This window comes from Peribacillus alkalitolerans (assembly GCF_010882125.1).
Lineage (GTDB): Bacteria > Bacillota > Bacilli > Bacillales > DSM-1321 > Bacillus_BN > Bacillus_BN alkalitolerans.
In genome coordinates this window covers 109,639-131,562 of sequence record NZ_JAAGVZ010000008.1, presented here as the reverse complement: position 1 = coordinate 131,562, position 21,924 = coordinate 109,639, and the positions used below count along the sequence as shown (strand labels likewise).

Sequence of the window (21,924 nt, the reverse complement as noted above, 5' to 3'; positions counted from 1 at the left end):
GTAAAACACGTATACCGGAAATGCCTGAAGGCTTAACTTGGACAAAGGATCAATGGAAAGCGATTTGGGCAAATGATCAAGACATTTTAGTTGCAGCAGCGGCAGGGTCTGGGAAAACAGCGGTTCTAGTAAATCGAATAATTAACAAATTGATTTCTCCAGAAGACCCTATAAATGTGGACGAACTCTTAGTTGTGACTTTTACCAATGCTTCAGCTGCGGAGATGAGACATCGGATTGCGGAGGCGTTAGAGTCAGCGATTAAGGAGAATCCGCATTCCCAGCATTTGAGAAAGCAACTGAGCTTGATAAACCGTGCTTCCATTTCAACTCTACACTCCTTCTGCCTTGAGGTTGTACGGAAATACTATTACATGATTGATATTGACCCTGGATTTAGAATCGCTGATAAGACGGAAGGCGAGCTAATCAAGGATGAAATGCTAGAAGAGTTATTTGAAGAACAATATAGCATTCCTGAAAATGAGGATTTTTTCCGATTAGTCGATGCCTATACAGATGACAGAAGCGATGGGGCATTGCAAACCATTGTCCGAACACTACATGAATTTGCTCGCTCAAACCCTGATTCAGAGGAATGGCTAAATAGGCTGATTGAGATGTATGACGTAAAAGAGGATACGGATATCGAAAGCCTTCCCTTTTATCCAAACTTAAAGTACGACATCATTCTTCAGTTACAAACAGCAAAGGATCTATTACATGAGGCATTGGCGCTTACGAAGCTTCCAGATGGTCCAGCCCCAAGGGCAGAGACATTTCTGAGAGACTTAGAGATTGTAGATTCACTTGAAAAAGCGATTGAAACTTCTTGGGAGAGTATGTATGTAGAAATCCAAGCCTATAGTCCTCCAAAGATCGCGACTATTAAAAAGGGTGAGTGTGACGAAGACCTGGCTAAGGAGTCACAGAAATTACGGGACAAGGCAAAGAAAACCATCAATAAGCTAAAAGACGAACTATTTAGTAGAAAACCTCAAAGCTATCTTAACGATATGGAAATGATCAAGGTTTTTGCAGAAACGCTTGTTGGACTTGTGCTAGCCTTCGACCATAAATATTCAGAAGCGAAAAAAGAAAAAGGAATCGTCGATTTTTCAGATTTAGAACATTTTTGCTTATCGATTCTTTCAGCAAAAGATGATCAAGGAAATCTCGTGCCATCCGAAACGGCTAAGGAATACCGACAGCAATTTAAGGAAGTGCTTGTGGACGAGTACCAGGATACGAACCTCGTTCAGGAAACCCTGCTTTCCCTTGTGACCAGAGATGGGGAATATACAGGGAATCTATTCATGGTAGGGGATGTGAAACAATCCATCTATCGTTTCCGACTGGCAGAGCCTAACTTATTTTTAGGGAAATACAATCGCTTTACCCATCAAGGAGAGCAAGCCGGACTGAAGATTGACTTGAATCAAAACTTTCGGAGCCGCAAAGAAGTATTGGCTGGAACGAACTTTTTATTTAAGCAATTGATGGGCGTTGCAGTCGGGGAAATCGAATACGACGAAGACGCGGAACTGAAACTGGGGGCTCCTTATCCAGAAGAGGAACCGTATCCGATTGAAGTAGTGCTGATTAATCAGAAGAAAGAGGAAGCGGAAGATCAAGAATTCGAAGTTGAGGATGATGGGGAAAGCCCACAAGAGTTCGAGGAAGAGGAGCTCGAGACCGTTCAGCTAGAAGCACGGATGATGGCTAACATCATTAAAAAGTCAATTGCTGAAAAGCGTCAAGTGTATGATACGAAAACGAAGTCATATCGCAGTATCATGTACCGTGATATGGTGATACTCCTTCGCTCGATGCCTTGGGCTCCTCAAATCATGGAGGAATTCAAGAAACAGGGGATACCGGTTTACGCCAATCTTTCCACAGGCTATTTCCAAGCGACTGAAGTAGCCATCATGATGTCATTACTAAAAATCATCGATAATCCACTTCAAGACATTCCGATGGCATCTGTGTTACGTTCACCTATCGTTGGATTGAACGAGGAAGAGCTTGCAGCCATCAAAGTGAGTGGAAAGCGGGATAGCTTTTTCGAGACATTAATAGATTTCTGTACCAATGGTGTGACAGAAGATAATGCAGATTTTTATGAAAAGGTCCTTGAATTTACCAAGCAGCTTGAAAATTGGAGGATGCAAGCAAGAGATATCCCATTGTCCCAGCTAATCTGGCAATTATATAGAGAGACAAAATTCTATGATTTTGTTGGAGGGATGCCAGGTGGTAAGCAACGACAAGCTAATTTACGAGCTTTATTTGACAGGGCAAGACAGTACGAATCCAGTTCGTTTAGAGGTTTGTTCCGATTCCTGAGATTTATTGAAAGAATGCAGGATCGAGGAGATGACCTTGGGGCGGCTCGTGCATTAGGGGAGCAGGAAGATGTGGTACGTTTGATGACGATTCACTCTAGTAAAGGTCTAGAGTTTCCAGTTGTCATCATCGGAGGGCTGAATCGTCAGTTCAATACGATGGATTTGAAAAAATCCTATCTTCTTGATAAAGAACTTGGCTTTGCATCCAGCTTTGTAAATCCAGATCTCAGAATCACCTATCCGTCTCTGCCACAAATCGCTTTTAAGAAGAAAAAGCTTCTTGAATTGATTGCAGAAGAAATGCGTGTCCTTTATGTGGCTTTAACAAGAGCAAAGGAAAAGTTGTACTTACTAAGTACTCTTAAGGATGCTGAGAAGAAATTAAAAGAATGGGAAAAGCTAAAAAATCATGAAGAGTGGTTGTTGAAGGACTATATGCGTGCTACCGCCAAAAGCTATATGGATTGGATAGGTCCAGCTTTGGCAAGACATCACCATTGTTCAGATCTTTTCTCGACACCTGGAAATCCCCTTATTCCTGAAGATATCACCTCCCATCCATCATGCTGGAAAACAGAGGTGGTTGAGGCGGCTTCTCTTCAAATCATCGGGGAAAGTGAAATAAACGGACACGTTGATTGGATGTCAGCAGTTCAAAAAGGTGAAACGGTTCATACCGAGTCAAGTTATAAGGAAGAGTTATATAAACAACTAGGCTGGGAATATGGAAGGTTAGATTCGACATACCATCGATCAAAACAGTCTGTTACAGAGCTGAAACGTCAAAAGGAAATAAGGGATGAGGCAAGTTCTACACAATTTTTACCTAAGCCAAAGCCCTTAAGTTTGCAAAGGCCTTCATTTATGCAAGAGAAATCGTTAACACCTGCAGAACGAGGAACCATTATGCACTTAGTCATGCAGCATATACCTTTTGAACAAGAAATGACGGTCCAAAGCATAGATGAATTTCTGAAACAGCTTATCGAGAAGGAATTCCTGACCCAAGATCAATTAAATGCCGTTCATATTCCGCATATCGTAACCTTTTTCCAAACTGAAATTGGTCAGAAAATGCAAAACCACAATACAAAGAGAGAAGTACCTTTCTCTATGTCGGTTTCTGCATCAGAAGCCTACCATGATTGGCAGGGGGAAGATGAACAGGTATTAGTGCAAGGTGTCATCGATTGCATCATTGATGATGGTGATGGATTGATCTTGCTAGATTACAAGACAGATGGAATTGAAGGTAGGTTCCAAAATGGGTTCCAAGGAGCGAAGGGGTTATTGCAAGCTCGCTATCAGATCCAAATTAATCTATATACAAAAGCAATCGAGAGCATTTTCAAACGACCTGTAAAGGAAAGGTATTTATTCTTTTTTGATGGTGCACATTTATTAAAGTTGTAAAATGAAAAAAGGATTCATCCTGCATGTCCTGCAGGATGAATCCTTTTTTACTTATCCTAAGTAGCGACTGCATTGTGTCATAAACATATTGTCACCATTTCTAATTAATTGGCCGTCCATCTCAATACCATTGCAGCGTTAAAAATGATGAGGATTTGTCCAAATTTATTAAAGGATTCGGAAGCAGCCTTCAGGAAAGCTGCCAAGAATCACAAAATCGAAGAAGGAAAGGAAAAAGGAGAAAAGGCAGAAAAAATAGATTAAAGATTTCCTAATATTGGTTGGTCAACTAAATTCGTGTCTAGGATATTATTTGCGCTGATTCCATTATTGGTAATGATGAATATTCCTGTATTGGCAGATCCGGAGCCTGCAACTGATTTAGTGGCGGACTTAGGAGATACTACGAATGTATCACCAAATTGAATGTTCCCCCCACTTATACTAACAACTTGTATGGGCCCAACAATGGCCGGCATAGCTATTCACCTCCTGATTGTTAACTTACATTATCATTTTCTAAATGACGAATATGTCTTAGCTTTACTTGCATTCTGATATGGCCAACATTACCTACCCCTAATATAGATGAAGAAGAAACGCCAAGAACATTAACATTTCCAACTTTAATCAGAGGATTTTTGTTGATTTTTGAAATGGTTAGATTCTCAGTGATTGGTAGAACAGGTGGGGGCACTGGTAAAGTGGCTTCATCCCCTTCAGTCCCATAAAATTGCTCTGTTTCACGCTGTATGGCCAATGCGGTAGAAGTACCGTCAATAAAACATACATCGCCAATTTGAAGCGTCGAAGAAAAAGATACAACCTTTACAATTAAACTTTCGACTTTTGAAGTCCGAGTTAACATACTATCACCCTTTTGGAACTAAAGGAACTAAAGGTCCGATAATCATTGATTCTGGTGGAGTATCGAATGCTGAAGATAATTGGACGGTATTTACATCGCCGATTAAAAAAAGTGCCGAACTTGCAACACCACTCACTTGAATGTTTCCAACACACAGGTTTTCATTCGTAACGTGAAGCTCCATAATTATGCCCCTTTCCTAAAATATAGTGTTTTCTCATGAAGGCAAATTCATAATAAAAGTTGATATTGCCTGTGAAATATCCGTTGTAATCATAGACGCGATTTTTTCATGGAGTAGATCCTTTTTAGGTACCGTTAGATCCTCAGGGGAACTTTGAGAAATATAGTAATCAATACGACTATCCAGTTGTTTTAATAAGTCCTGTTGTATGAATTGGACATAAGAATCATCGAGATTTCGTTGGAATTGTTGTGATAAGTCTTTAATGATAGATGGTACATTTTCTTGGATATAATTCTCTGTCTCGGCTTTCAATTGATTGAACAAGGATTTTCTAAACGGGACGAGATCCGCAGGGTTTAAATCTCCAGTACTGATGGTTTTCTTATTTACCGCAAATTCATCAATGCTCTGAAGGTCTGTTGGATTAAGACCGATATTTAAAGTTCCATCCAAGGTTTCCACTTTAAGTTGATCAAATTTATACTCAATTTTTTCTACATTGACCATTGGCTTGTTTTTTAACTCCACCATAGCTTTTTGTAATTCTGCCAATTGTTGTTCCAAAGAAGCGATTTTTCTCTCTTGTGCCTGCAAGTAGGCCTGCATTTGACAGGCATACGCATATAATTCTGAATGCATCGGTTCATCCCTCCACATGCTGCTCCATAGGGATAGCGATATACTTCTTTATCCTATGTCAATAAACATAGATAGGTGAATGCCTATTAATCGATCTCTTCTGAAATTATAGTTCCTTTAGTGGTGGGCAATGGAGCAGGCCCTGTATATCCCCCAGTATTAGAGAGTGTGGATAATGATTTAATGATTCCAGCGGTCCCAATTTGGAATACGGATGAGTTACTCACGCTTGTAATTTTAATCATATTAATGTGGATGGATTGTTGGATATAAAAATTCACGACCTATCACTCTACCTTTCTAAACATTAAATGTAATAGGCTGATCTACTTGATCTTGATCACTTGTGTTTGTAGAACTTACTTGATTGTATACAGAAAGTTTTTGTCCTGTATTAAACGATCCTGCACCTGCGAAGGTCTTTGCGACTGAGGCAGGGGCGATTTTATATACATCTCCAATATGAAAAACCCCGCTACTCCCGACACTCATTACTTGGACTGCTCCAACAATGGCAGGCATGACTTTCACCCAATCTAAGCTTTTTTTTCTATCCTATGCCTTTGTGAACAGAATGTGAAAGGTAGTGATGTTATATAACAGAATTTCGGTTTTATTTCTGTATCTATGAAAATGATTGTGATACTATATACTTAATTTAGAATTTTCGAAAAACGAGAGGTGTTATGTGATGAATGTCCCTTTAGTATTAAATGATTTTCTAGATCGTGCCGTGAAATTGTACGGAGAAAAAAGAGCGGTAGTATGTGATGACAGGAGCTTCACCTACAATGAACTAAACTTCAGGGTTAATCAGCTATCTCATGGATTAAAGGGGTTAGGAGTTGAAAAAGGGGATCGTGTGGCCTATTTAGCACCGAATACATTAGAGATGCTAGAAGGATTTTATGGGGTATTCCAATTGGGAGCCATCATGGTGCCACTCAATACTCGATTAAAGCCGGAAGACTATTTATTCATCCTAAACCATAGTGAATCGAAAATCTTGTTAGTTGATCAAGAATTATATTCACTCATTACACCTATTAAAGAAAAGCTTATAAGTGTCGAGCAGATTATTGTCCACTATAAGGACTCTGCAACAGAGGAATTAGATTATGAAGAGTGGTTATCTAAATATCCTGGAGATAGATTTGACAGGACGGAAGTGGATGAAAATGACGTTTGTAGTTTACTTTACACGAGTGGAACGACTGGTAATCCAAAAGGAGTCATGTTAACGCACCGTAATAACTATTTACATGCCATTACTACGATGCATCACCTTCGAGTTTCTGACCAAGATGTATACTTACATATCCTACCGATGTTTCATGTGAATGGATGGGGCGCTCCGTTTTATTACACAAGTAACGGAGCAACACATATTTGTTTGCGAAAACCAATGCCTAAGCAGATCTTCCAGGCGGTACAGGAACATAATGTTTCCGTAATGCATATGGCTCCAACTGTCCTCAATTCATTACTGCAGTATAACGAACAATATAGTCCTGAAGTCGAGCAACAGGTCCGTGTGGTCATTGCGGGTTCAGCACCACCTCCAGCGTTTGTCACGAGAGTAGAGAATGAATTGGGATGGGAATTCATCCAAGTATATGGGATGACCGAATCTTCCCCACTTAGTCTTGTGTCCACAATAAGGTCAGAACTGAAACATTTGCCATTAAAAGAACAACACAGAATGAAAGCAAAAGCTGGTCACCAAATGATCGGTACTGAAGTCCGAGTGGTAAATGAACATGGTGAAGAAGTGGCCAAAAACGGAGTCGAAATCGGGGAACTAGTAGTTCGGGGTAATGGTGTAATGAAAGGCTATTGGAAAAATGAAGAGGCCACTATGCAGACGATTCGAAATGGCTGGTTGCATACAGGAGATATGGCAACGGTTGATGAGTACGGGAATATTGATATAGTTGACCGGATGAAAGATATCATTATTTCGGGCGGAGAAAATATATCCTCTATTGAGGTAGAAGGGGTTTTATACGAGCACCCTGCTGTGGCAGAAGCTGCAGTCATTGCAGTCCCACATGAAAAATGGGGAGAAACTCCACATGCATACGTGGTATTAAAAAATGGTCAAACTTTAACGGAACAAGAGTTGATCGCTTTCTCCCGTGAAAAATTGGCCCATTTCAAAGCCATTACAAGTGTCTCGTTTGTACCAGAACTACCAAAGACCGGTTCTGGAAAAATCCAAAAAGTCCATTTGCGGAATGAATATTGGAAAACAAAAGGAAACTCAGAAAGATTTGTGAATTAAGAATGGGATTTACTTGAAAAAAGGGATGAACTTCAACGTTCATCCCTTTTTCTTTGCTGCTTTTCGAAACAGGTAAGCTATAGTGCAAAAGAATAAACAATTCTTAAGTTTCGACACCTTTCCAGGTTTGGACTTTATCCGTTTCTAAAATGCCAAGAGTGACATCTCCGATATCCTGATCTTGAAGTAGTAAATCGCGGACCCTGAATTTGATATCGTCCGCAACAGCTAGTGAATAGCCTTCCTTCAATTCTATATAACTTTCTACATGATATTTTCTACCTTCTTGAAGGATGCGAAGCTTGTTGATATCCACAACATCGGGGTCAGAAAGGATAATAGAAGCGACACGTTCTTCCACTTCGATTGGAGCAGCTACTCCAATCAATCCTAACGTGTTTTCGTAGCCGATTTTAATCGCAATCCCCACAAGCAAAATCCCAATTAAAAGCGTTCCAACACCATCCAGAAAGTACATTCCCGTAAAATGGGCCAATAATATTGACACGAGTGCCAACAGTGCACCGAAAGTAGCGATGATATCCTCGTAAAACACCAAACGAGTAGGTGGTGAAGCTAGTCCAACATTTTTAAAAGCAGTCTTCACTACTATCCGTACTCCCTTTGCATGGCTTCTTGTTTCATGAGCTATTTCCTTCATGGCCTTATACAGGATAAATCCGTCAATCAAAACAGCAAAAAGCATTACACCTACATTCAAAAGCAAATCCGTCGATTCTTTTGGGTGTTTGATCAGTTCCCATCCTTTATGTAAAGTTTCATAGGCCATGATGGAAATCACAATTACTGCGATCAACACAAATAGATTTATAACCCTTCCAAATCCTGTTGGAAAGCGTTTAGTAGGTGCTCTTTCAGCTAAAGCACTTCCGATAAAAACGAATCCTTGATTAAGGGCGTCCGCCAAAGAGTGTAAAGTAGTGGCCATCATTGCTCCGCTCCCACTAAGAGCTGCAGCGATTCCCTTTACAATGGCTAGTATCGTGTTCCCAAGTGCTGCAATTCCAGAGGATTTATTCCCTCTTTTTAAGAAATTAATTAAAGACATTTCCTCACCCCTTTTTCAATATTGCCTTATTTTTGGGATACCCTTTTGGTATTCATTTTAAAAGCAAATCCTTGATATTTTTTATTTCTTTTTTAATAGAAGAGAAGGGTAAAAGGAATTTTCTTCCGATGCTTAGATTGCTATAATCGGTAGAGTAGACAGAAATGGAGGAGAAGAAGTGAATTCATTAGGAGATAAAAGAATAGAAACAATAGATATACTAAGAGGAATTGCTCTTTTAGGTATTTTCCTTGTTAATATGCCTTCTTTTTTTAGTCCGGTTTTGCATATTGATCCCTATACCTATTATAAAGAAGGGATTGATCGGAATTTATCCTATGCAGTCGATGTGATCGCGCAAGCCAGTTTTTATCCATTATTCGCCTTTTTATTTGGATATGGTGCGGTTTTATTGGAAAGAAGCCTAGAGAAAAAAGGGATAAAGTTTCGAATTACCTACACACGAAGAATGATAGCATTGCTTTGCTTTGGCGTCATTCATGCTTTTCTAGTGTGGCATGGTGATATACTCATTAATTATGCAGTCTTAGGCTTGGTTTACTTATTGTTCCATAAGCTTCAAGGTAAAACATTGCTTTGGGTAGGGTCACTATTGTACATAATTCCTCAAATCATTATGAGTTTATTAGTGATTTTAGCTTCCTTTGTGACATCAGCAGGTGAAGATTCCTTTAAAAATCAACCAGATCTCATTAAACAATCAATTGAAATTTATCAAAATGGGACATTCATGCAAATCACACATCAAAGGTGGGAGGATTGGTATGCCACGAATGGTGGAGCAGTGGTCCTCATGTTCATTGCCATTCTACCTTATTTACTAGTAGGCGCAGGAGCTGCAAAAATCAAATGGTTGGAAAATCCAGAACGTTATCAAAAATCGCTTAAAATTACGATGTGGGTTAGTTTAGTAGGTGCTTTAATTTTTAAATTAATGCCTTATTATGCTGGACAAAAATTATCCCTCACCTTAGTACAAGATTTTATTGGGGGCACTTTTCTTACTTTCTTTTATATAACAAGCATCACTTTGTTGCTAAGAAAAGAAACTATGCAAAACATGTTAAAGCCATTATCTTTTGCAGGCAGGATGTCCATCACCAATTACTTAACGCAATCGGTAGTATGCAGCTTCATTTTTTATTCATACGGATTAGGCCTGTACGAACGCATTTCTTATACAACGGGTGTGGTTCTAGTGTTGGTCATCTATACTTTGCAAGTAGTATTCAGTAAATGGTGGTTACGTTCCCATACGATGGGACCAGTTGAATATCTATGGAGAACATTTACATACGGGAAACGTCCAAGATGGAAAAAAAGTAAGGAAGGGGAAGTACTATGAAATTAGCTACGGTTTCTTATGAAGGAAATGAGATAGTCGTGCACAAGGATGGGGGAAATGGAGATCTTTTGCATTTAAGCAGAGCTGCCCAGGATATGTCGGGTAGAGCTGATTTCCTGCCTGCAAATGTGCTTGGCATCATACAAGGTGGTGACCAGGTATGGGAGAATGTAGAAAAGGTAATCGAATGGTCCAAAGAAGGATGCGCGGATTCATGTTATCTTAAAGAGGATGCGGTTACTTGGAAAGCACCGATCCCTCGCCCTTTAAAAAATATCTTTTGTGTTGGTAAAAACTATGCTGATCATGCAATTGAAATGGGAAGTGCTGACGATATCCCTGAGCATGTTATGATGTTTTCTAAGGCTCCAACAGCTGTCATAGGCCATGAAGGAAATATTCCTTTACATGAAGAGGTTACATCGCAACTAGATTATGAAGGGGAATTAGCGGTTGTCATTGGTAAAGGGGGAAAGGCCATCTCCCATGAAAATGCTATGGAACATGTATTTGGATATACTCTGCTAAATGACATTACGGCTAGAGATATGCAAAGCAAGCATAAACAATTTTTGTTAGGGAAAAGTTTGGATGGGTCTTGTCCAATCGGTCCATATATCGTACATAAAAAGGTGATTTCAAATGTCCAGGATTTAAAAATTGAGACGAAAGTGAATGAAGAAGTAAGACAATGTGGTCATACTTCCCAATTTATATTTTCAATAGAGGATATCATCTCCACCATTTCTAAAGGGATGACGCTTGAAGCAGGGGACATCATTGCGACTGGTACACCTGCGGGAGTTGGAAAAGGATTCAATCCACCTAAATTCTTGAAAAAAGACGATATCATTGAAATATCAATAGATGAAATTGGAACATTGAAAAATTGGGTAAAATAGGAATTAGGGAATTAATCCGCCATGTGGATACTAAAATTTTCATGGTTTATTAAATGATATGGTAAGATGGGTATGAAAATGTACTAGGAGGATTCACAAATGACACACATGCATATTACGACTTGGGTGCTTGGCATAGTCCTATTCTTTGTTGCTTATGGACTATTAAAAAGTGGTAACCAAAAAGGTTACAAAATTACCCACATGATTTTACGAGTATTCTATATTCTAATCATCGCTTCTGGTTTATGGTTGATTATTTCAACAAACTGGACAGTCACCTATATTATGAAAGCATTACTAGGTGTAATTGTGATTGGATTGATGGAAATGGTGCTTGGCCGCACTTCAAGAGGCGAATTGAAGCCATTCTTCTGGATTTTATTATTCGTTGCATTGCTAGCTACGATTTATTTCGGATTAAGCCTGCCACAAGGGATTTATATTGGATAATTAGGCGCTTATTGTTTACGGAGATGTCTAGCTGCAGGCGCTATCGGCGAAGTACAGGATGTACAAGTTCTGACGAGTCACAGGACGTGGCGTTATTCGTCGGCCACGAGGTCATAAGCCAATCCGTCCGGAAGGTTAAAACCGACCTTCCAGCCGGCTCGTCTTATGCTTGTCGCACTTCCACAGGATGTGGTGGCGTCAGCGTTCGCCACAGGACGTGGCGGTTCTTAGCTGACGTTCCTCTCTACTTTGCCTTCCGCATTTCTGGTATTGTCTAGCTGCAGCGCCTAGCCCCTCGAGGTCACAAGCCAAGTGCCCTCCGGAAGGGAAAATCACCTTCCTGCGGGCACTCGTCTTGTGCTTGTCGGGGCTGATCAAGGCGCTTCCGCTTTTCGATGATGTCTAGCTTCAGGCGCTATCGGCGAAGTACAGGATGTACAAGTGCCGACGAGCCACAGGACGTGGCGTTATTCGTCGGCCTCGAGGTCATAAGCCAATCCGTCCGGAAGGTTAAAACCGACCTTCCAGCCGACTCGTCTTATGCTTGTCGCCGATGAGCAAGCGCCTTCCGCTTTTCGGACCACCAAATTTTTTTGGTGGTTTTTTCTATTTCTAAAGAAATTTACTTACAATTGTGATATTTTATATGAAAGAAGATTTTCTGACATTTTTCGGCAAGAGAGGTGATAATCTTGGCTAAAACGCTAAATTATTCATTTACCACAATTGAAGATTTAGAAGAATTTTTAATAGAATATGAGCTTCAGGATTATCCAAATATATTAGTCCAAATTTTCTCTGGCGAAAAGGACTTAACGAACGTAAAACAGATAACGAGACTATTAAATGAGTTTTTGCCTAAGTGTGTCATCATTGGATGTTCGACACTTGGAGAAATCATAGATGGACAAATTCAAGAAGAAAGCATTGTCCTTTCGATGACAATGTTTGATAAAACAAAGATTAAGAGCTGCTTAGTTAAAGGAGAAGAATTTGCTTCCGGCAAAAGGATCGGTAGGAAGCTAGTTTCTGAGCTTTGTGAGACGGGCTCCAAAGTTTTGATGGTTTTCCCCTCAGCATCCCTTGCCGATAAACATGGAGTTCTAGAAGGAATCCAAGAGGAAAGTCAAGATGTGACCATCATTGGTGGTGCTGCAGGAATTACTGGGCCTAACGGAGAATCATGGGTATTCGACGGGACAGAATTCCATGACAATGCGGTTGTGGCTGCGGTTTTAAACAACGAACATCTTACTGTACAAACCTACATAAATAACCATTGGAGAGAAATTGGTAAAACCTTTACCATTACAAATGCCAAGGATCAATTCATATATTCCCTCAATTCGAAAAAGCCTGTCCAGATATTGAAAAAATATTTAGGGGAAAGCTTCGTTAAAGGTTTGCCACAATCCGGTTACGAATTTCCTTTAGTGGCAACCCAGCGTGGTGAGTCACATGCTTATTTCATCATGGGTTCACATCAAAATGGAGCCATTGAAATCAATGGAAAAGTAAATGCGGGCGATGAGCTTTCCTTTGCTTATGCGAATATACCACAATTGATTAAACAGTCCATTGGTGATATGAAGAAATTGGTAAAGCAACCACCTGAAACCATGTTTCTCTATAACTGTGTAGCAAGAAAAAGGATGCTTTGGGATTATTCGAAAAAGGAAGCAGGGATGCTTCAACGAATTGGAAATGTATCTGGTTTTTTTGCCACTGGAGAATTTTGCTCAACAGGGGAAGGGAAATTGGCGTTAAGAGGGTATACAACTGTATTGATTGGACTATCTGAAAATAAACACGTTCCTCTTGAAAAAGTACCGGCATTTAAATATACGACTCCAATGACATTGGAATCGGTAAATACGCTTATACACTTAATCGAGGCAACATCTAGTGAAATCAAGGGCTTAAACGATGAATTGAATATTTCGGAACAGTATTATAAATCGTTGTTCGATAATCATACAGATTTTGTGTATTCTACAGATTTACATGGTAGATTTACGACAGTAAACAAGAGCTTTGAAACTGCTTTTGGGTATAGAAAAGGGGAAGTCCTTGGGCAAGTAGCATTAAAATATGTTCGTAAAGAGGACGTACAAAAGATTCGTATGCATTTTTACAGGACTCTAAAAGGGAAAGAGCAGCTGTATGAAGTGCAGATTGTGACAAAGAGTGGGGAACAACAGGCTTTCCAGATACGGAACATCCCCATTACAGTTGGCGGTGAAATCGTTGGCATATATGGGATTGGACGGAATATTACTGAGCAGAAGAAGATTCAACATGAAATTGAACAACTCTCAAATTTTGATTTGCAAACTGGATTGCCAAACCGAATTCGCTTTACTGAGCTATTGCAAGAACATATAGAACGGAATAAAAAGAAAAGACGCCAACTGGCAGTTTTAATACTTGATATAGATCGTTTTAAAATTATAAACGACAGCCTCGGCCACTTTGCTGGGGATAGTGTGCTGAATGTGTTGACTAATCGTATTAAGGAACATATGCCGTCTGGTACCTACATGGGTCGCTTTGGTGGAGATAAGTTCACATTGATGATGACAAAAAACGTCGATATGGATTCTATTCGAAAAGCGATTAACAAAATTCAGGTCGCATTAGGGCAGTCGATTTTATATGATGATCAAGAATTTTTCATAACAGCAAGTGTGGGTGTATGCATTTATCCTGAGGATGGCCAGGATGCTCACGATTTAATGAAGAATGCTGATACAGCCATGAACCGTGCTAAACTTGCAGGTGGTAATAGAGTATTCTATTATTCGAACGAAATGAACGAACAGGCTGTGCATCGGTTAGAAATGGAAAGCAATTTGCGTAGAGCTATCATAAATGAAGAATTCTACTTGTGCTATCAGCCATTGGTAGATTTGCCTACGGGGAGAATTTATGGAAGCGAAGCACTCATTCGGTGGGAACACCCGAACCTTGGACTCATTTCACCGGTTGACTTCATCCCAATAGCGGAAGAAACAGGTCTCATTTTAGATATCGGGGCGTGGGTATTGAAAACAGCTTGTAAACAGAATAAGGAGTGGCAATCGAAAGGACTTGGGGATCTAATCATATCGGTGAATGTCTCCGCGCATCAATTCCAACAACCAGAGTTCTTGCAACAAGTTCAACAAGCATTAGACGAATCAGGATTAGACCCAGAATATCTCCATTTAGAATTAACGGAAAGTGTCATGATAGGAAATATTCATTTTAGTATCTCGATCATGCAGGAACTTCAACAGTTAGGGGTAAAGGTTTCCATTGATGATTTCGGGACAGGATACTCTTCCCTTAGTTATTTAAAGAACTTGCCGATTGATTATTTAAAAATAGACAGGTCTTTCATTAACAACTTAAAGGACAATACATCAGATATCGCCATCGTTAAAGCTATCATTACCATGGGTCACGGATTAGCGGTAAAAGTGGTTGCTGAAGGTGTGGAATCGAAGGAACAGTTGGATATTTTAAAAGAGATGGACTGTCATTACGCTCAAGGATATTATATAGACAAACCGTTGAAAGTAGCGGACTTTGAAGAAGGTTTAAGGAAATCTCATATTTTGGTTTAAATAAAAAAGTGCATTTTAAATATGCACTTTTTTTATTTTGATATAAATGGGAGGATCTTGAAGGACTGAATAATCTGGAATATCGCCAAATCAATATACCTCTTAGCATTATTTATTTAATTTCTCGATGACAATGCGTTTTCCGGTATTCAATGTGAATTCAAACCGGTCATGCGCGTTCGAAGAGTAGACAAAATGATGCTGAACGGAGCAAATAGTTTCTCCATTATCAAAGATGAAAAAATTGACTCCTGATTTATACATTTCATCCCTTAGGAATGTAAGTTGATTGTAGCCATAAATGCAATCATAAATTGAAAAATCAAGGGAGTTCAATGTCATGATAAATTGGAAAAAAGAATCATCGTGCAATTCCTCAAGCAATCTTCCGAAGGAATACTGCACATGCTTTCTGATTTTCACTTCCTCTTGGTCGAACAAATGCACGATTTCCTTCGGGAGTTTAACAGATCCATCTTCCATCAATGTTCCACTTCGCCACCGATTACCTCTATATAGTTCCACCTCCTGATTGATGAATTCTTCAAGAGGGGAAGCCTCGTCAGTTTCATCATTAAAAAATACCCACTGAGAATTTATATATTCGACAATCCCTTCGTTATACGCACGGGATTGATGACTGATTAATTTAATCCTCTGTTGCCGATTCATATTTGTACCTCCATATGGATTGCCTCACCTACTTTTTTGACAAATTGCCGTAAAAACATACATGAGGCGATTCCTTCCTGCATTGTGTTGTTCTCGAATTAACTTCCCCCTTTTCAAATTTAGGACAATTAACCATTTAAACTATTCGTGCATAGGCTATCTTACATGCAGGATTGACTAGAAAGTAGATGCTTTTCGTTTTGGATAGAGAGAGGATGAATGAAATGTGCGGAATAACTGGCTGGGTAGACTTTACTCGTAATGTAGAAAATGAGAGACGAATTGTTGAAAAAATGACCGAAACGTTAAAGCGCCGTGGACCTGATGATAGCAACGTATGGACAGATACCCATGCATGTTTTGGACATAAACGGCTCACAGTCGTTGATCCAATCGGTGGAAGACAGCCAATGACCATCGAAAAGCTTAGCAATCGTTATACGGTTTGCTATAACGGAGAATTGTACAACACCGAGGACATACGAAAAGAGCTATTATTAAAAGGATATTCTTTTAAGGGGCATTCTGACACTGAAGTTTTGCTAACTTCCTATATTGAATGGAAAGAAAAGTGTGTGGATTTTTTTAATGGGATATTTGCCTTTGCTGTATGGGATGAGAAAGAACAGCAGATGTTTATCGGTAGGGACCGCCTTGGGGTAAAGCCTTTGTTCTATGCAAAGTTAAAGAATGGTATTTTATTCGGTTCAGAGTTAAAGAGTATTCTTGCTCACCCCGAAATGAAGACAGCTATAAATAGAGAAGGATTAGCAGAGATCTTTGGCCTTGGTCCTTCTAGGTCACCAGGAGCAGGTGTATTTTCTGGAATCGAGGAATTGAGACCGGGGCATTGCCTACAATTTTCTAAAAAGGGCATGAGGATTTGGCGGTATTGGAATGTGAAAAGTCGAGCACATACCGATAGTTTAGAAGAAACGGTTGTGAATGTAAGGGACTTAGTTCATGATGCAGTGACACGTCAGCTCGTTTCTGATGTTCCTCTATGCACATTTCTTTCTGGCGGAGTCGATTCAAGTGCCATCACAGCGATTGCAGCAAATGCCTATAAGCGAGATGGGAAACCTGCTCTTCACACATACTCCATTGACTACGAAGGAAATGATCAATTTTTTAAAGAAAGTGAATTTCAACCGAATTCAGATGGACCGTGGATCAAAAAAATGACTGATACTTTTGAAACCATCCATCATGGCTGTGTGATTTCACAAGAACAGTTAGCTGATTATTTGGTTGAGTCCGTACATGTAAAGGATTTGCCTGGAATGGCAGATGTAGATTCTTCATTATTGTGGTTTTGTAAGGAAATAAAGCAGAATTTCGTCGTGGGTCTTTCTGGTGAATGTGCAGATGAAATCTTTGGTGGGTATCCATGGTTCCATCGAACAGATGACTTGAATAGGGAAGGATTCCCTTGGATGCGATCAACATCACTTCGTTCACAATTACTGAAGGAATCATGGAGAGATAAACTGAACTTAGAGGAGTACGTTCAATCTAAATATCGTGAGAGTGTGCTAGAGACTCCACAACTTGAAGGGGAATCCAAGGAAGAAGCAAGAAGAAGAGAACTGTTCTATTTAAACATGGTTTGGTTCATGACCACACTGTTAGACCGCAAAGATCGTATGAGTATGGGGGCCAGCCTTGAAGTTAGGGTACCTTTTGCGGATCATAGATTAGTAGAATATCTGTGGAATGTCCCTTGGGAGATGAAAATGACGGGTCATAGGGAAAAAGGATTATTACGGAAAGCCTTAGAAGGAACTCTACCAAACGAAGTATTGTATCGTAAGAAAAGTCCATATCCTAAAACCCATAATCCAGCTTACACAAATAAAATAAAAATTTGGCTTCAAGAATGTTTGCAAGATAAAAACTCAGCGCTTCATGAATTTTTTGACCGTTCACAACTAGATGATATTATTCAGAGTGGAGGGGCTGCCTTTACAGTTCCGTGGTTTGGTCAATTGATGACAGGACCTCAATTACTTGCCCATCTTGGCCAGCTTCATGTGTGGTTTAAAGATTACAATATTAGTTTGATTGAATCGTAATTGAAAAGAGGTTGATTTCTAAAGGTTTAAAGGACCAGTAATGGAAAAAACATTTATAAACTAGAATAAAAGCAGTGGATTTCATACGGGAAATCACACTGCTTTTAGCTTTTTAAACTAACTTTAATAAACAATCAATAGTAGGTTAGCAATTGGGGTTTTGCGAAGGACTTTCAACCTACTATTTCTATTAGAATTTTTTGGGGAATTTATAAAAATGCAAATTTTTCTATTAAAAATAGTCATAAAGACTCGATTGGAGTTGGGGTTTTCTTTAGTACAATAAAGACATTAAAATTTCAAAGATTAAGAAAGGTGATTATCATGCTAGAGGGACAAATAATCAAATTCTATCGTGAACGTCAGAACATGATGCAGCAGGATTTAGGAATTGGCATCTGTTCGAGGACACATATTAGCAAAATTGAACGAGGATTAACAGAAGTCTCTCAAGAAACGATAGGATTGCTGTCAGAGCGGCTTGGCATTGATATGGAAATAGAAATTAAAACATACAATGGCATAGATTCCATTTTAAAAAAATGGCATGAATCGATCATTTTAAAACTGAAAACAAAGGCTAAGAATCTAAAGGAGCAATTAGAAGCTATTGCTCTGCTGCATATGCCGGATATTTATCGTTCCTATACGCTCGTACTCACAAGATATTATTTATTGATAGGACAGGGGCATCAAGCTACATCTCTAATTGCTGAAATGGACAAATGGTCTGATCTTTCACCATATGAAAAAAACATGCTTCTTCACATTAAAGGGATCAATGCATTGATGAATAAGGAATATTATAAGGCGATTTCATATTTTCAAGGAATCGATCTAACCTATTACAACAACCAAGAGTACTATTATCATTTGGCTTTTGCCTATCATTCTCTGAATTCACGAGTATTGGCTTATTATTTTGCCGAAAAGTCCCTGCGCTTTTTCACAGAAGTGCGCAGTTTTACGCGTATGATTGAAGCAGAAATGCTTATGTTGGTCCAAGTAGAGCGGGACGAGTTTTACGATCCAAAAGATACCGAATATCAAAGATTAATCGAGATGACAGAAAACATTGGATTAGACCATCAAAGAGCAATGCTGACTCACAATCTCGCATACCAAAAAGTTCGCCAAGGAAATTATGATAAAGCTAGTGAATACTATAAACAATCCATGGACATAAAAGACCCTCATACAGCCCTTCATATAGCCTCTTTGGAAGGATATATAAATGCATTAACGAAACAAGGATTGAAATCAACCGAAAAATTGCTCCAATTGGTCGAAAAGGGTATTGCTCTTTCTGAAGAAATAACAGAGCCAATCTATTTACATTTCTTCTATTTACATAAATACAATCTTCAAAACGAAAAAGAGCTTTACTACCATTACCTTGAAAAAGAAGCATTTCCTTATTATCAGAAAATGGCACATGTTCGCTTATCTGAACATTATGCGATAAAGTTGTTCGACTATCATATGGAAAAAGGCAATGTCGAAGAAGCAAATCAATACGCTGCGTATCTCGTGGAAAAATACCGTAGAAACGATAAATTTGCTTGATTTTTAAATTAATAACCTTAAGGAAATCGTGTTATACTTCGTCCATTATAAAGCAATCCATTTATTGGTCTGGCATTAGCTACATATATCATGCATCGGACAGTCGGAGAAAAAGAAGCTTGGCATAAGGAAATGCTTGAAACTATTCAAAACAGGTTTTGAATTTGTACCTATTTATATTGATTGGAACTTTTGACTCGCACAGATTTACCGTTCCTTTTAAGATTTTGGGTTCTAGATTTAGTAATTCTAATTATAACTGGCTGTATACTTGGATATACACAAGAGCTTCCTAATATGGCTCCAATTAAAAAAGTAATCAACAAATAAATTTACAAAAGTAAAGAAAACCATCTTAAAAGCATTTATTTTGCATTGAGATGGTTTCCTTTTTCGATTCTATTATAAAAAAGTATGATTAATTTCAAGATTGAGTTTAAATATTTATTTCAATTAATTATTTTTAATAATGTCTTTGTTATTATTAGTTGTTCGTTAACTCTTTACTATGAATAACTGATTTAATAACTTGTCTAACTCTTGACTACATTGAATGGTTTTGGAATGAAGAAATCCATACCGCTTATTAATATCAAATAATTCATTTCTCTTTTCCTCTATCTCATTCGTTATCTGTTTTAATAAAGTAGCCATCCCTATACCCCTCCGAATAACTCTCCAGTAAGATTTCTATCTTGTTGAGACTGCCGTATATAGCTGCCCCTTTGTAATCTTTTGCACATGATACAGTTTAATCAGCAAGAAGGTGAACGTCTTGATTTTTAAAGTAAGTTTATGATTAATTGAAAGCCGCGCCTCATTGTGTCACTTCGCTTGATTTTTTATACGCTCATGACAAATGGAGGGTCAACGCTCAAAACCAAAGTAACATCTGCAACCACTTTTATCTATTAATTCCTAAAGATTAGAGATATAAAGTGTAAAAAAACCAGCAACGTCATAATGAAGCGTCACCGGTTCTTGGTTATCGTGAAATCATCTAGGATCTATCTATAGTTTGCACAATAGATGTTATTACTACAGTTTCTGTACCTGTTTATGATCATTACATTACTCGTATAAAGCACCATCGTCTTTTTGTTTTGCTTTAACAGATAGATTAGCAGAGTATTTTACACCTTGATAATCATTCGTTGCTAACTCATCAAGCTTTACGCCAAATGAAATATCAATGTATTCATCTGCTTCTAAATTCCAGAATTTGTTGTCTTCCCCTGATTCTGCACCATCACCCAAAAGGATTTCTTTTTCGCCAACAGCTGCAGCGGACTTTTCTGGTAGGAAGCCTGCAATGATTTCGACTCCTTCTGCAATTTCAACAGACTCGCCCGAAGCTAATGAACGAGTTACTGCATTCGTACTTACTTTATTCGAAGTTACTTCATTCGTAGTTCCTTCGAATAATTCTTCTAATTTAATTTGTGATTCTTTTAATACTTCATCCGTTGGTTTCACTTTGTATTTAAGTGCAACATAGCCCACTTTGTACGTATCTAATGAAAGAGGTTTATCTAATGATTGCTGAAGTTTTGCTTGTAAGAATGTAGCGACCGTCCCTGTGTTATCAATAGTTAGAAAATCCCCAAATACTAGTTGTGATGGTGCAAAATTTTCAATTGCAACAATGCTCTCCTTAATATTTTCTCCATTATTAAGCTGCACAATTGCATTTGTGATTTCACCTTTAGCCGTTGTTTCAGATGTAAACCATGAATACGTTCCATAGCTTGCTGCAACTGCAATTGCACCTGCAAGGGTTGTACCTAACAACGCTTTCTTTGCTTTTACGATTTTCATAAAATATTTCCCCCCACTTAAAATCGTTTTTTATTTGGATGCAATTTCTTCATTCGTATGCTGTTGTTCTTTTCGGGCAAGACGTTCAAAAACCGTTAGACAGATGTAGCCTGTGAGAGGAATGGTGATTAATAGCAAAAACCCGATCGGACCGCTTGCAAAATCGGATACATATCCGAGTTTAGGTATTGCAGCTACTTGTTTTCCAATGAAATGATGCTTTGTGACAAGCATAGAATCCTCAACATTGTTGTTGTCACCTTTTGTTACCAAACCGGCTTGTCCTTCTTGTTCTTTAACATCTATTACTCTATGTGTAATGAATTTTGTATCTGATTCTTTAAAGGTTATAACATCTTTTACTTTTATATCTTCGTATTCTACTTTTTTAATAAATACAAGATCTCCTGACTGAAGATGCGGCTGCATACTATTAGAGAGAACCGTTAATGGTGTGTATCCAAAAAAACGCGGTAAGCTGCCGGGATTTTTACTAGATTGATACACCGTAACACCGATATAGACAGTTAATAGAAAAAAAATAAGTAAAATAGCATTTGAAAGCCATTTTGTTGTGTTTCTTTTCATAATTTTGCTCCTAACATCATTATTTTTCGTTGATTTCTTATTGTTATTGATGTCAGAAAATGAAT

At 38.6% G+C, this 21,924-nt stretch carries 19 protein-coding genes; 8 read left to right on the top strand and 11 right to left on the bottom strand.

Going from position 1 to position 21,924, the window contains the following annotated elements; translation table 11 throughout:
- Nucleotides 1-20: 20 nt before the first annotated feature.
- Nucleotides 21-3,764 carry a helicase-exonuclease AddAB subunit AddA gene (gene addA, locus G3O09_RS11650; RefSeq protein WP_163101752.1) on the top strand — a complete coding sequence of 1,248 codons (3,744 nt, stop codon included), beginning with the start codon at nucleotides 21-23 and terminating at the stop codon, nucleotides 3,762-3,764.
- A gap of 260 nt (nucleotides 3,765-4,024) precedes the next feature.
- Here the strand turns inward: addA and G3O09_RS11645 are convergent, their stop codons facing one another.
- The 6 genes from G3O09_RS11645 to G3O09_RS11620 form a co-directional block, all read right to left on the bottom strand.
- Complete coding sequence (locus G3O09_RS11645) at nucleotides 4,025-4,243, bottom strand: spore germination protein (protein WP_163101661.1); 219 nt, start codon at nucleotides 4,241-4,243, stop codon at nucleotides 4,025-4,027.
- Nucleotides 4,244-4,263: 20 nt separating this feature from the next.
- Entirely contained in the window at nucleotides 4,264-4,632 is a 369-nt protein-coding gene (locus G3O09_RS11640) for a spore germination protein GerPE (protein ID WP_163101660.1), read from the bottom strand.
- A gap of 4 nt (nucleotides 4,633-4,636) precedes the next feature.
- A complete protein-coding gene (locus tag G3O09_RS11635; protein WP_163101659.1) occupies nucleotides 4,637-4,816 on the bottom strand; it encodes a spore gernimation protein GerPD in 180 nt (59 codons plus the stop codon).
- A 33-nt stretch (nucleotides 4,817-4,849) separates the two neighbouring features.
- Nucleotides 4,850-5,458 carry a spore germination protein GerPC gene (gene gerPC, locus G3O09_RS11630; protein ID WP_163101658.1) on the bottom strand — a complete coding sequence of 203 codons (609 nt, stop codon included), beginning with the start codon at nucleotides 5,456-5,458 and terminating at the stop codon, nucleotides 4,850-4,852.
- A gap of 86 nt (nucleotides 5,459-5,544) precedes the next feature.
- Entirely contained in the window at nucleotides 5,545-5,739 is a 195-nt protein-coding gene (locus G3O09_RS11625; RefSeq protein ID WP_163101657.1) for a spore germination protein GerPB, read from the bottom strand.
- Between the two features lie 19 nt (nucleotides 5,740-5,758).
- The gene (locus G3O09_RS11620; protein ID WP_163101656.1) at nucleotides 5,759-5,980 is read right to left on the bottom strand and encodes a spore germination protein; all 222 of its coding nucleotides are present in this window, start codon (nucleotides 5,978-5,980) and stop codon (nucleotides 5,759-5,761) included.
- Between the two features lie 169 nt (nucleotides 5,981-6,149).
- Between G3O09_RS11620 and G3O09_RS11615 the strand changes: the two genes are divergently transcribed.
- Nucleotides 6,150-7,742, top strand: a complete 1,593-nt coding sequence (locus G3O09_RS11615; protein ID WP_163101655.1) for a long-chain-fatty-acid--CoA ligase — start codon at nucleotides 6,150-6,152, stop codon at nucleotides 7,740-7,742.
- A 103-nt stretch (nucleotides 7,743-7,845) separates the two neighbouring features.
- On the opposite strand, the gene G3O09_RS11610 is transcribed toward G3O09_RS11615, so the two are convergent.
- Nucleotides 7,846-8,811 (bottom strand): cation diffusion facilitator family transporter, encoded by a 966-nt coding sequence (locus G3O09_RS11610; protein WP_163101654.1) that lies wholly within the window; start codon nucleotides 8,809-8,811, stop codon nucleotides 7,846-7,848.
- Between the two features lie 178 nt (nucleotides 8,812-8,989).
- Here G3O09_RS11610 and G3O09_RS11605 point away from each other — a divergent pair, with 178 nt between their 5' ends.
- From G3O09_RS11605 to G3O09_RS11590, 4 genes are all read left to right on the top strand, one after another.
- Nucleotides 8,990-10,177 carry a DUF418 domain-containing protein gene (locus tag G3O09_RS11605; protein ID WP_240338415.1) on the top strand — a complete coding sequence of 396 codons (1,188 nt, stop codon included), beginning with the start codon at nucleotides 8,990-8,992 and terminating at the stop codon, nucleotides 10,175-10,177.
- A complete protein-coding gene (locus G3O09_RS11600) occupies nucleotides 10,174-11,079 on the top strand; it encodes a fumarylacetoacetate hydrolase family protein (RefSeq protein WP_163101653.1) in 906 nt (301 codons plus the stop codon). Before G3O09_RS11605 ends, G3O09_RS11600 begins: the two co-directional genes overlap by 4 nt.
- 99 nt (nucleotides 11,080-11,178) lie before the next feature.
- Nucleotides 11,179-11,532 carry a YisL family protein gene (locus G3O09_RS11595; RefSeq protein ID WP_163101652.1) on the top strand — a complete coding sequence of 118 codons (354 nt, stop codon included), beginning with the start codon at nucleotides 11,179-11,181 and terminating at the stop codon, nucleotides 11,530-11,532.
- Between the two features lie 692 nt (nucleotides 11,533-12,224).
- Entirely contained in the window at nucleotides 12,225-15,140 is a 2,916-nt protein-coding gene (locus tag G3O09_RS11590) for a bifunctional diguanylate cyclase/phosphodiesterase (protein WP_163101651.1), read from the top strand.
- 108 nt (nucleotides 15,141-15,248) lie between these two features.
- Here G3O09_RS11590 and G3O09_RS11585 read toward each other — a convergent pair whose 3' ends face one another.
- Nucleotides 15,249-15,812: a DUF2777 family protein gene (locus G3O09_RS11585; RefSeq protein WP_163101650.1), complete on the bottom strand. Its 564-nt coding sequence runs from the start codon at nucleotides 15,810-15,812 to the stop codon at nucleotides 15,249-15,251.
- Nucleotides 15,813-16,036: 224 nt separating this feature from the next.
- Between G3O09_RS11585 and asnB the strand changes: the two genes are divergently transcribed.
- Nucleotides 16,037-17,887 carry an asparagine synthase (glutamine-hydrolyzing) gene (gene asnB / locus G3O09_RS11580; RefSeq protein WP_163101649.1) on the top strand — a complete coding sequence of 617 codons (1,851 nt, stop codon included), beginning with the start codon at nucleotides 16,037-16,039 and terminating at the stop codon, nucleotides 17,885-17,887.
- 324 nt (nucleotides 17,888-18,211) lie between these two features.
- Nucleotides 18,212-19,453 (top strand): helix-turn-helix domain-containing protein, encoded by a 1,242-nt coding sequence (locus G3O09_RS11575; RefSeq protein ID WP_163101648.1) that lies wholly within the window; start codon nucleotides 18,212-18,214, stop codon nucleotides 19,451-19,453.
- Nucleotides 19,454-19,948: 495 nt separating this feature from the next.
- Here G3O09_RS11575 and G3O09_RS11570 read toward each other — a convergent pair whose 3' ends face one another.
- From G3O09_RS11570 to G3O09_RS11560, 3 genes are all read right to left on the bottom strand, one after another.
- Nucleotides 19,949-20,107, bottom strand: a complete 159-nt coding sequence (locus G3O09_RS11570) for an aspartyl-phosphate phosphatase Spo0E family protein (RefSeq protein WP_240338414.1) — start codon at nucleotides 20,105-20,107, stop codon at nucleotides 19,949-19,951.
- Nucleotides 20,108-20,524: 417 nt separating this feature from the next.
- On the bottom strand, nucleotides 20,525-21,271 hold the full coding sequence (locus G3O09_RS11565) for a hypothetical protein (RefSeq protein ID WP_163101647.1): 747 nt from the start codon (nucleotides 21,269-21,271) through the stop codon (nucleotides 20,525-20,527).
- Nucleotides 21,272-21,301: 30 nt separating this feature from the next.
- The gene (locus tag G3O09_RS11560) at nucleotides 21,302-21,859 is read right to left on the bottom strand and encodes a signal peptidase I (RefSeq protein WP_163101646.1); all 558 of its coding nucleotides are present in this window, start codon (nucleotides 21,857-21,859) and stop codon (nucleotides 21,302-21,304) included.
- Nucleotides 21,860-21,924: the final 65 nt, after the last annotated feature.

Excerpts from the sequence above, each read along its gene's own strand:
- addA (WP_163101752.1), top strand. The coding sequence starts at position 21 with ATGCCTGAAGGCTTAACTTGGACAAAGGATCAATGGAAAGCGATTTGG.
- G3O09_RS11645 (WP_163101661.1), bottom strand. The coding sequence starts at position 4,243 with ATGCCGGCCATTGTTGGGCCCATACAAGTTGTTAGTATAAGTGGGGGG.
- G3O09_RS11640 (WP_163101660.1), bottom strand. The coding sequence starts at position 4,632 with ATGTTAACTCGGACTTCAAAAGTCGAAAGTTTAATTGTAAAGGTTGTA.
- G3O09_RS11635 (WP_163101659.1), bottom strand. The coding sequence starts at position 4,816 with ATGGAGCTTCACGTTACGAATGAAAACCTGTGTGTTGGAAACATTCAA.
- gerPC (WP_163101658.1), bottom strand. The coding sequence starts at position 5,458 with ATGCATTCAGAATTATATGCGTATGCCTGTCAAATGCAGGCCTACTTG.
- G3O09_RS11620 (WP_163101656.1), bottom strand. The coding sequence starts at position 5,980 with ATGCCTGCCATTGTTGGAGCAGTCCAAGTAATGAGTGTCGGGAGTAGC.
- G3O09_RS11615 (WP_163101655.1), top strand. The coding sequence starts at position 6,150 with ATGAATGTCCCTTTAGTATTAAATGATTTTCTAGATCGTGCCGTGAAA.
- G3O09_RS11610 (WP_163101654.1), bottom strand. The coding sequence starts at position 8,811 with ATGTCTTTAATTAATTTCTTAAAAAGAGGGAATAAATCCTCTGGAATT.
- G3O09_RS11600 (WP_163101653.1), top strand. The coding sequence starts at position 10,174 with ATGAAATTAGCTACGGTTTCTTATGAAGGAAATGAGATAGTCGTGCAC.
- G3O09_RS11595 (WP_163101652.1), top strand. The coding sequence starts at position 11,179 with ATGACACACATGCATATTACGACTTGGGTGCTTGGCATAGTCCTATTC.
- G3O09_RS11585 (WP_163101650.1), bottom strand. The coding sequence starts at position 15,812 with ATGAATCGGCAACAGAGGATTAAATTAATCAGTCATCAATCCCGTGCG.
- asnB (WP_163101649.1), top strand. The coding sequence starts at position 16,037 with ATGTGCGGAATAACTGGCTGGGTAGACTTTACTCGTAATGTAGAAAAT.
- G3O09_RS11575 (WP_163101648.1), top strand. The coding sequence starts at position 18,212 with ATGCTAGAGGGACAAATAATCAAATTCTATCGTGAACGTCAGAACATG.
- G3O09_RS11570 (WP_240338414.1), bottom strand. The coding sequence starts at position 20,107 with ATGGCTACTTTATTAAAACAGATAACGAATGAGATAGAGGAAAAGAGA.
- G3O09_RS11565 (WP_163101647.1), bottom strand. The coding sequence starts at position 21,271 with ATGAAAATCGTAAAAGCAAAGAAAGCGTTGTTAGGTACAACCCTTGCA.
- G3O09_RS11560 (WP_163101646.1), bottom strand. The coding sequence starts at position 21,859 with ATGAAAAGAAACACAACAAAATGGCTTTCAAATGCTATTTTACTTATT.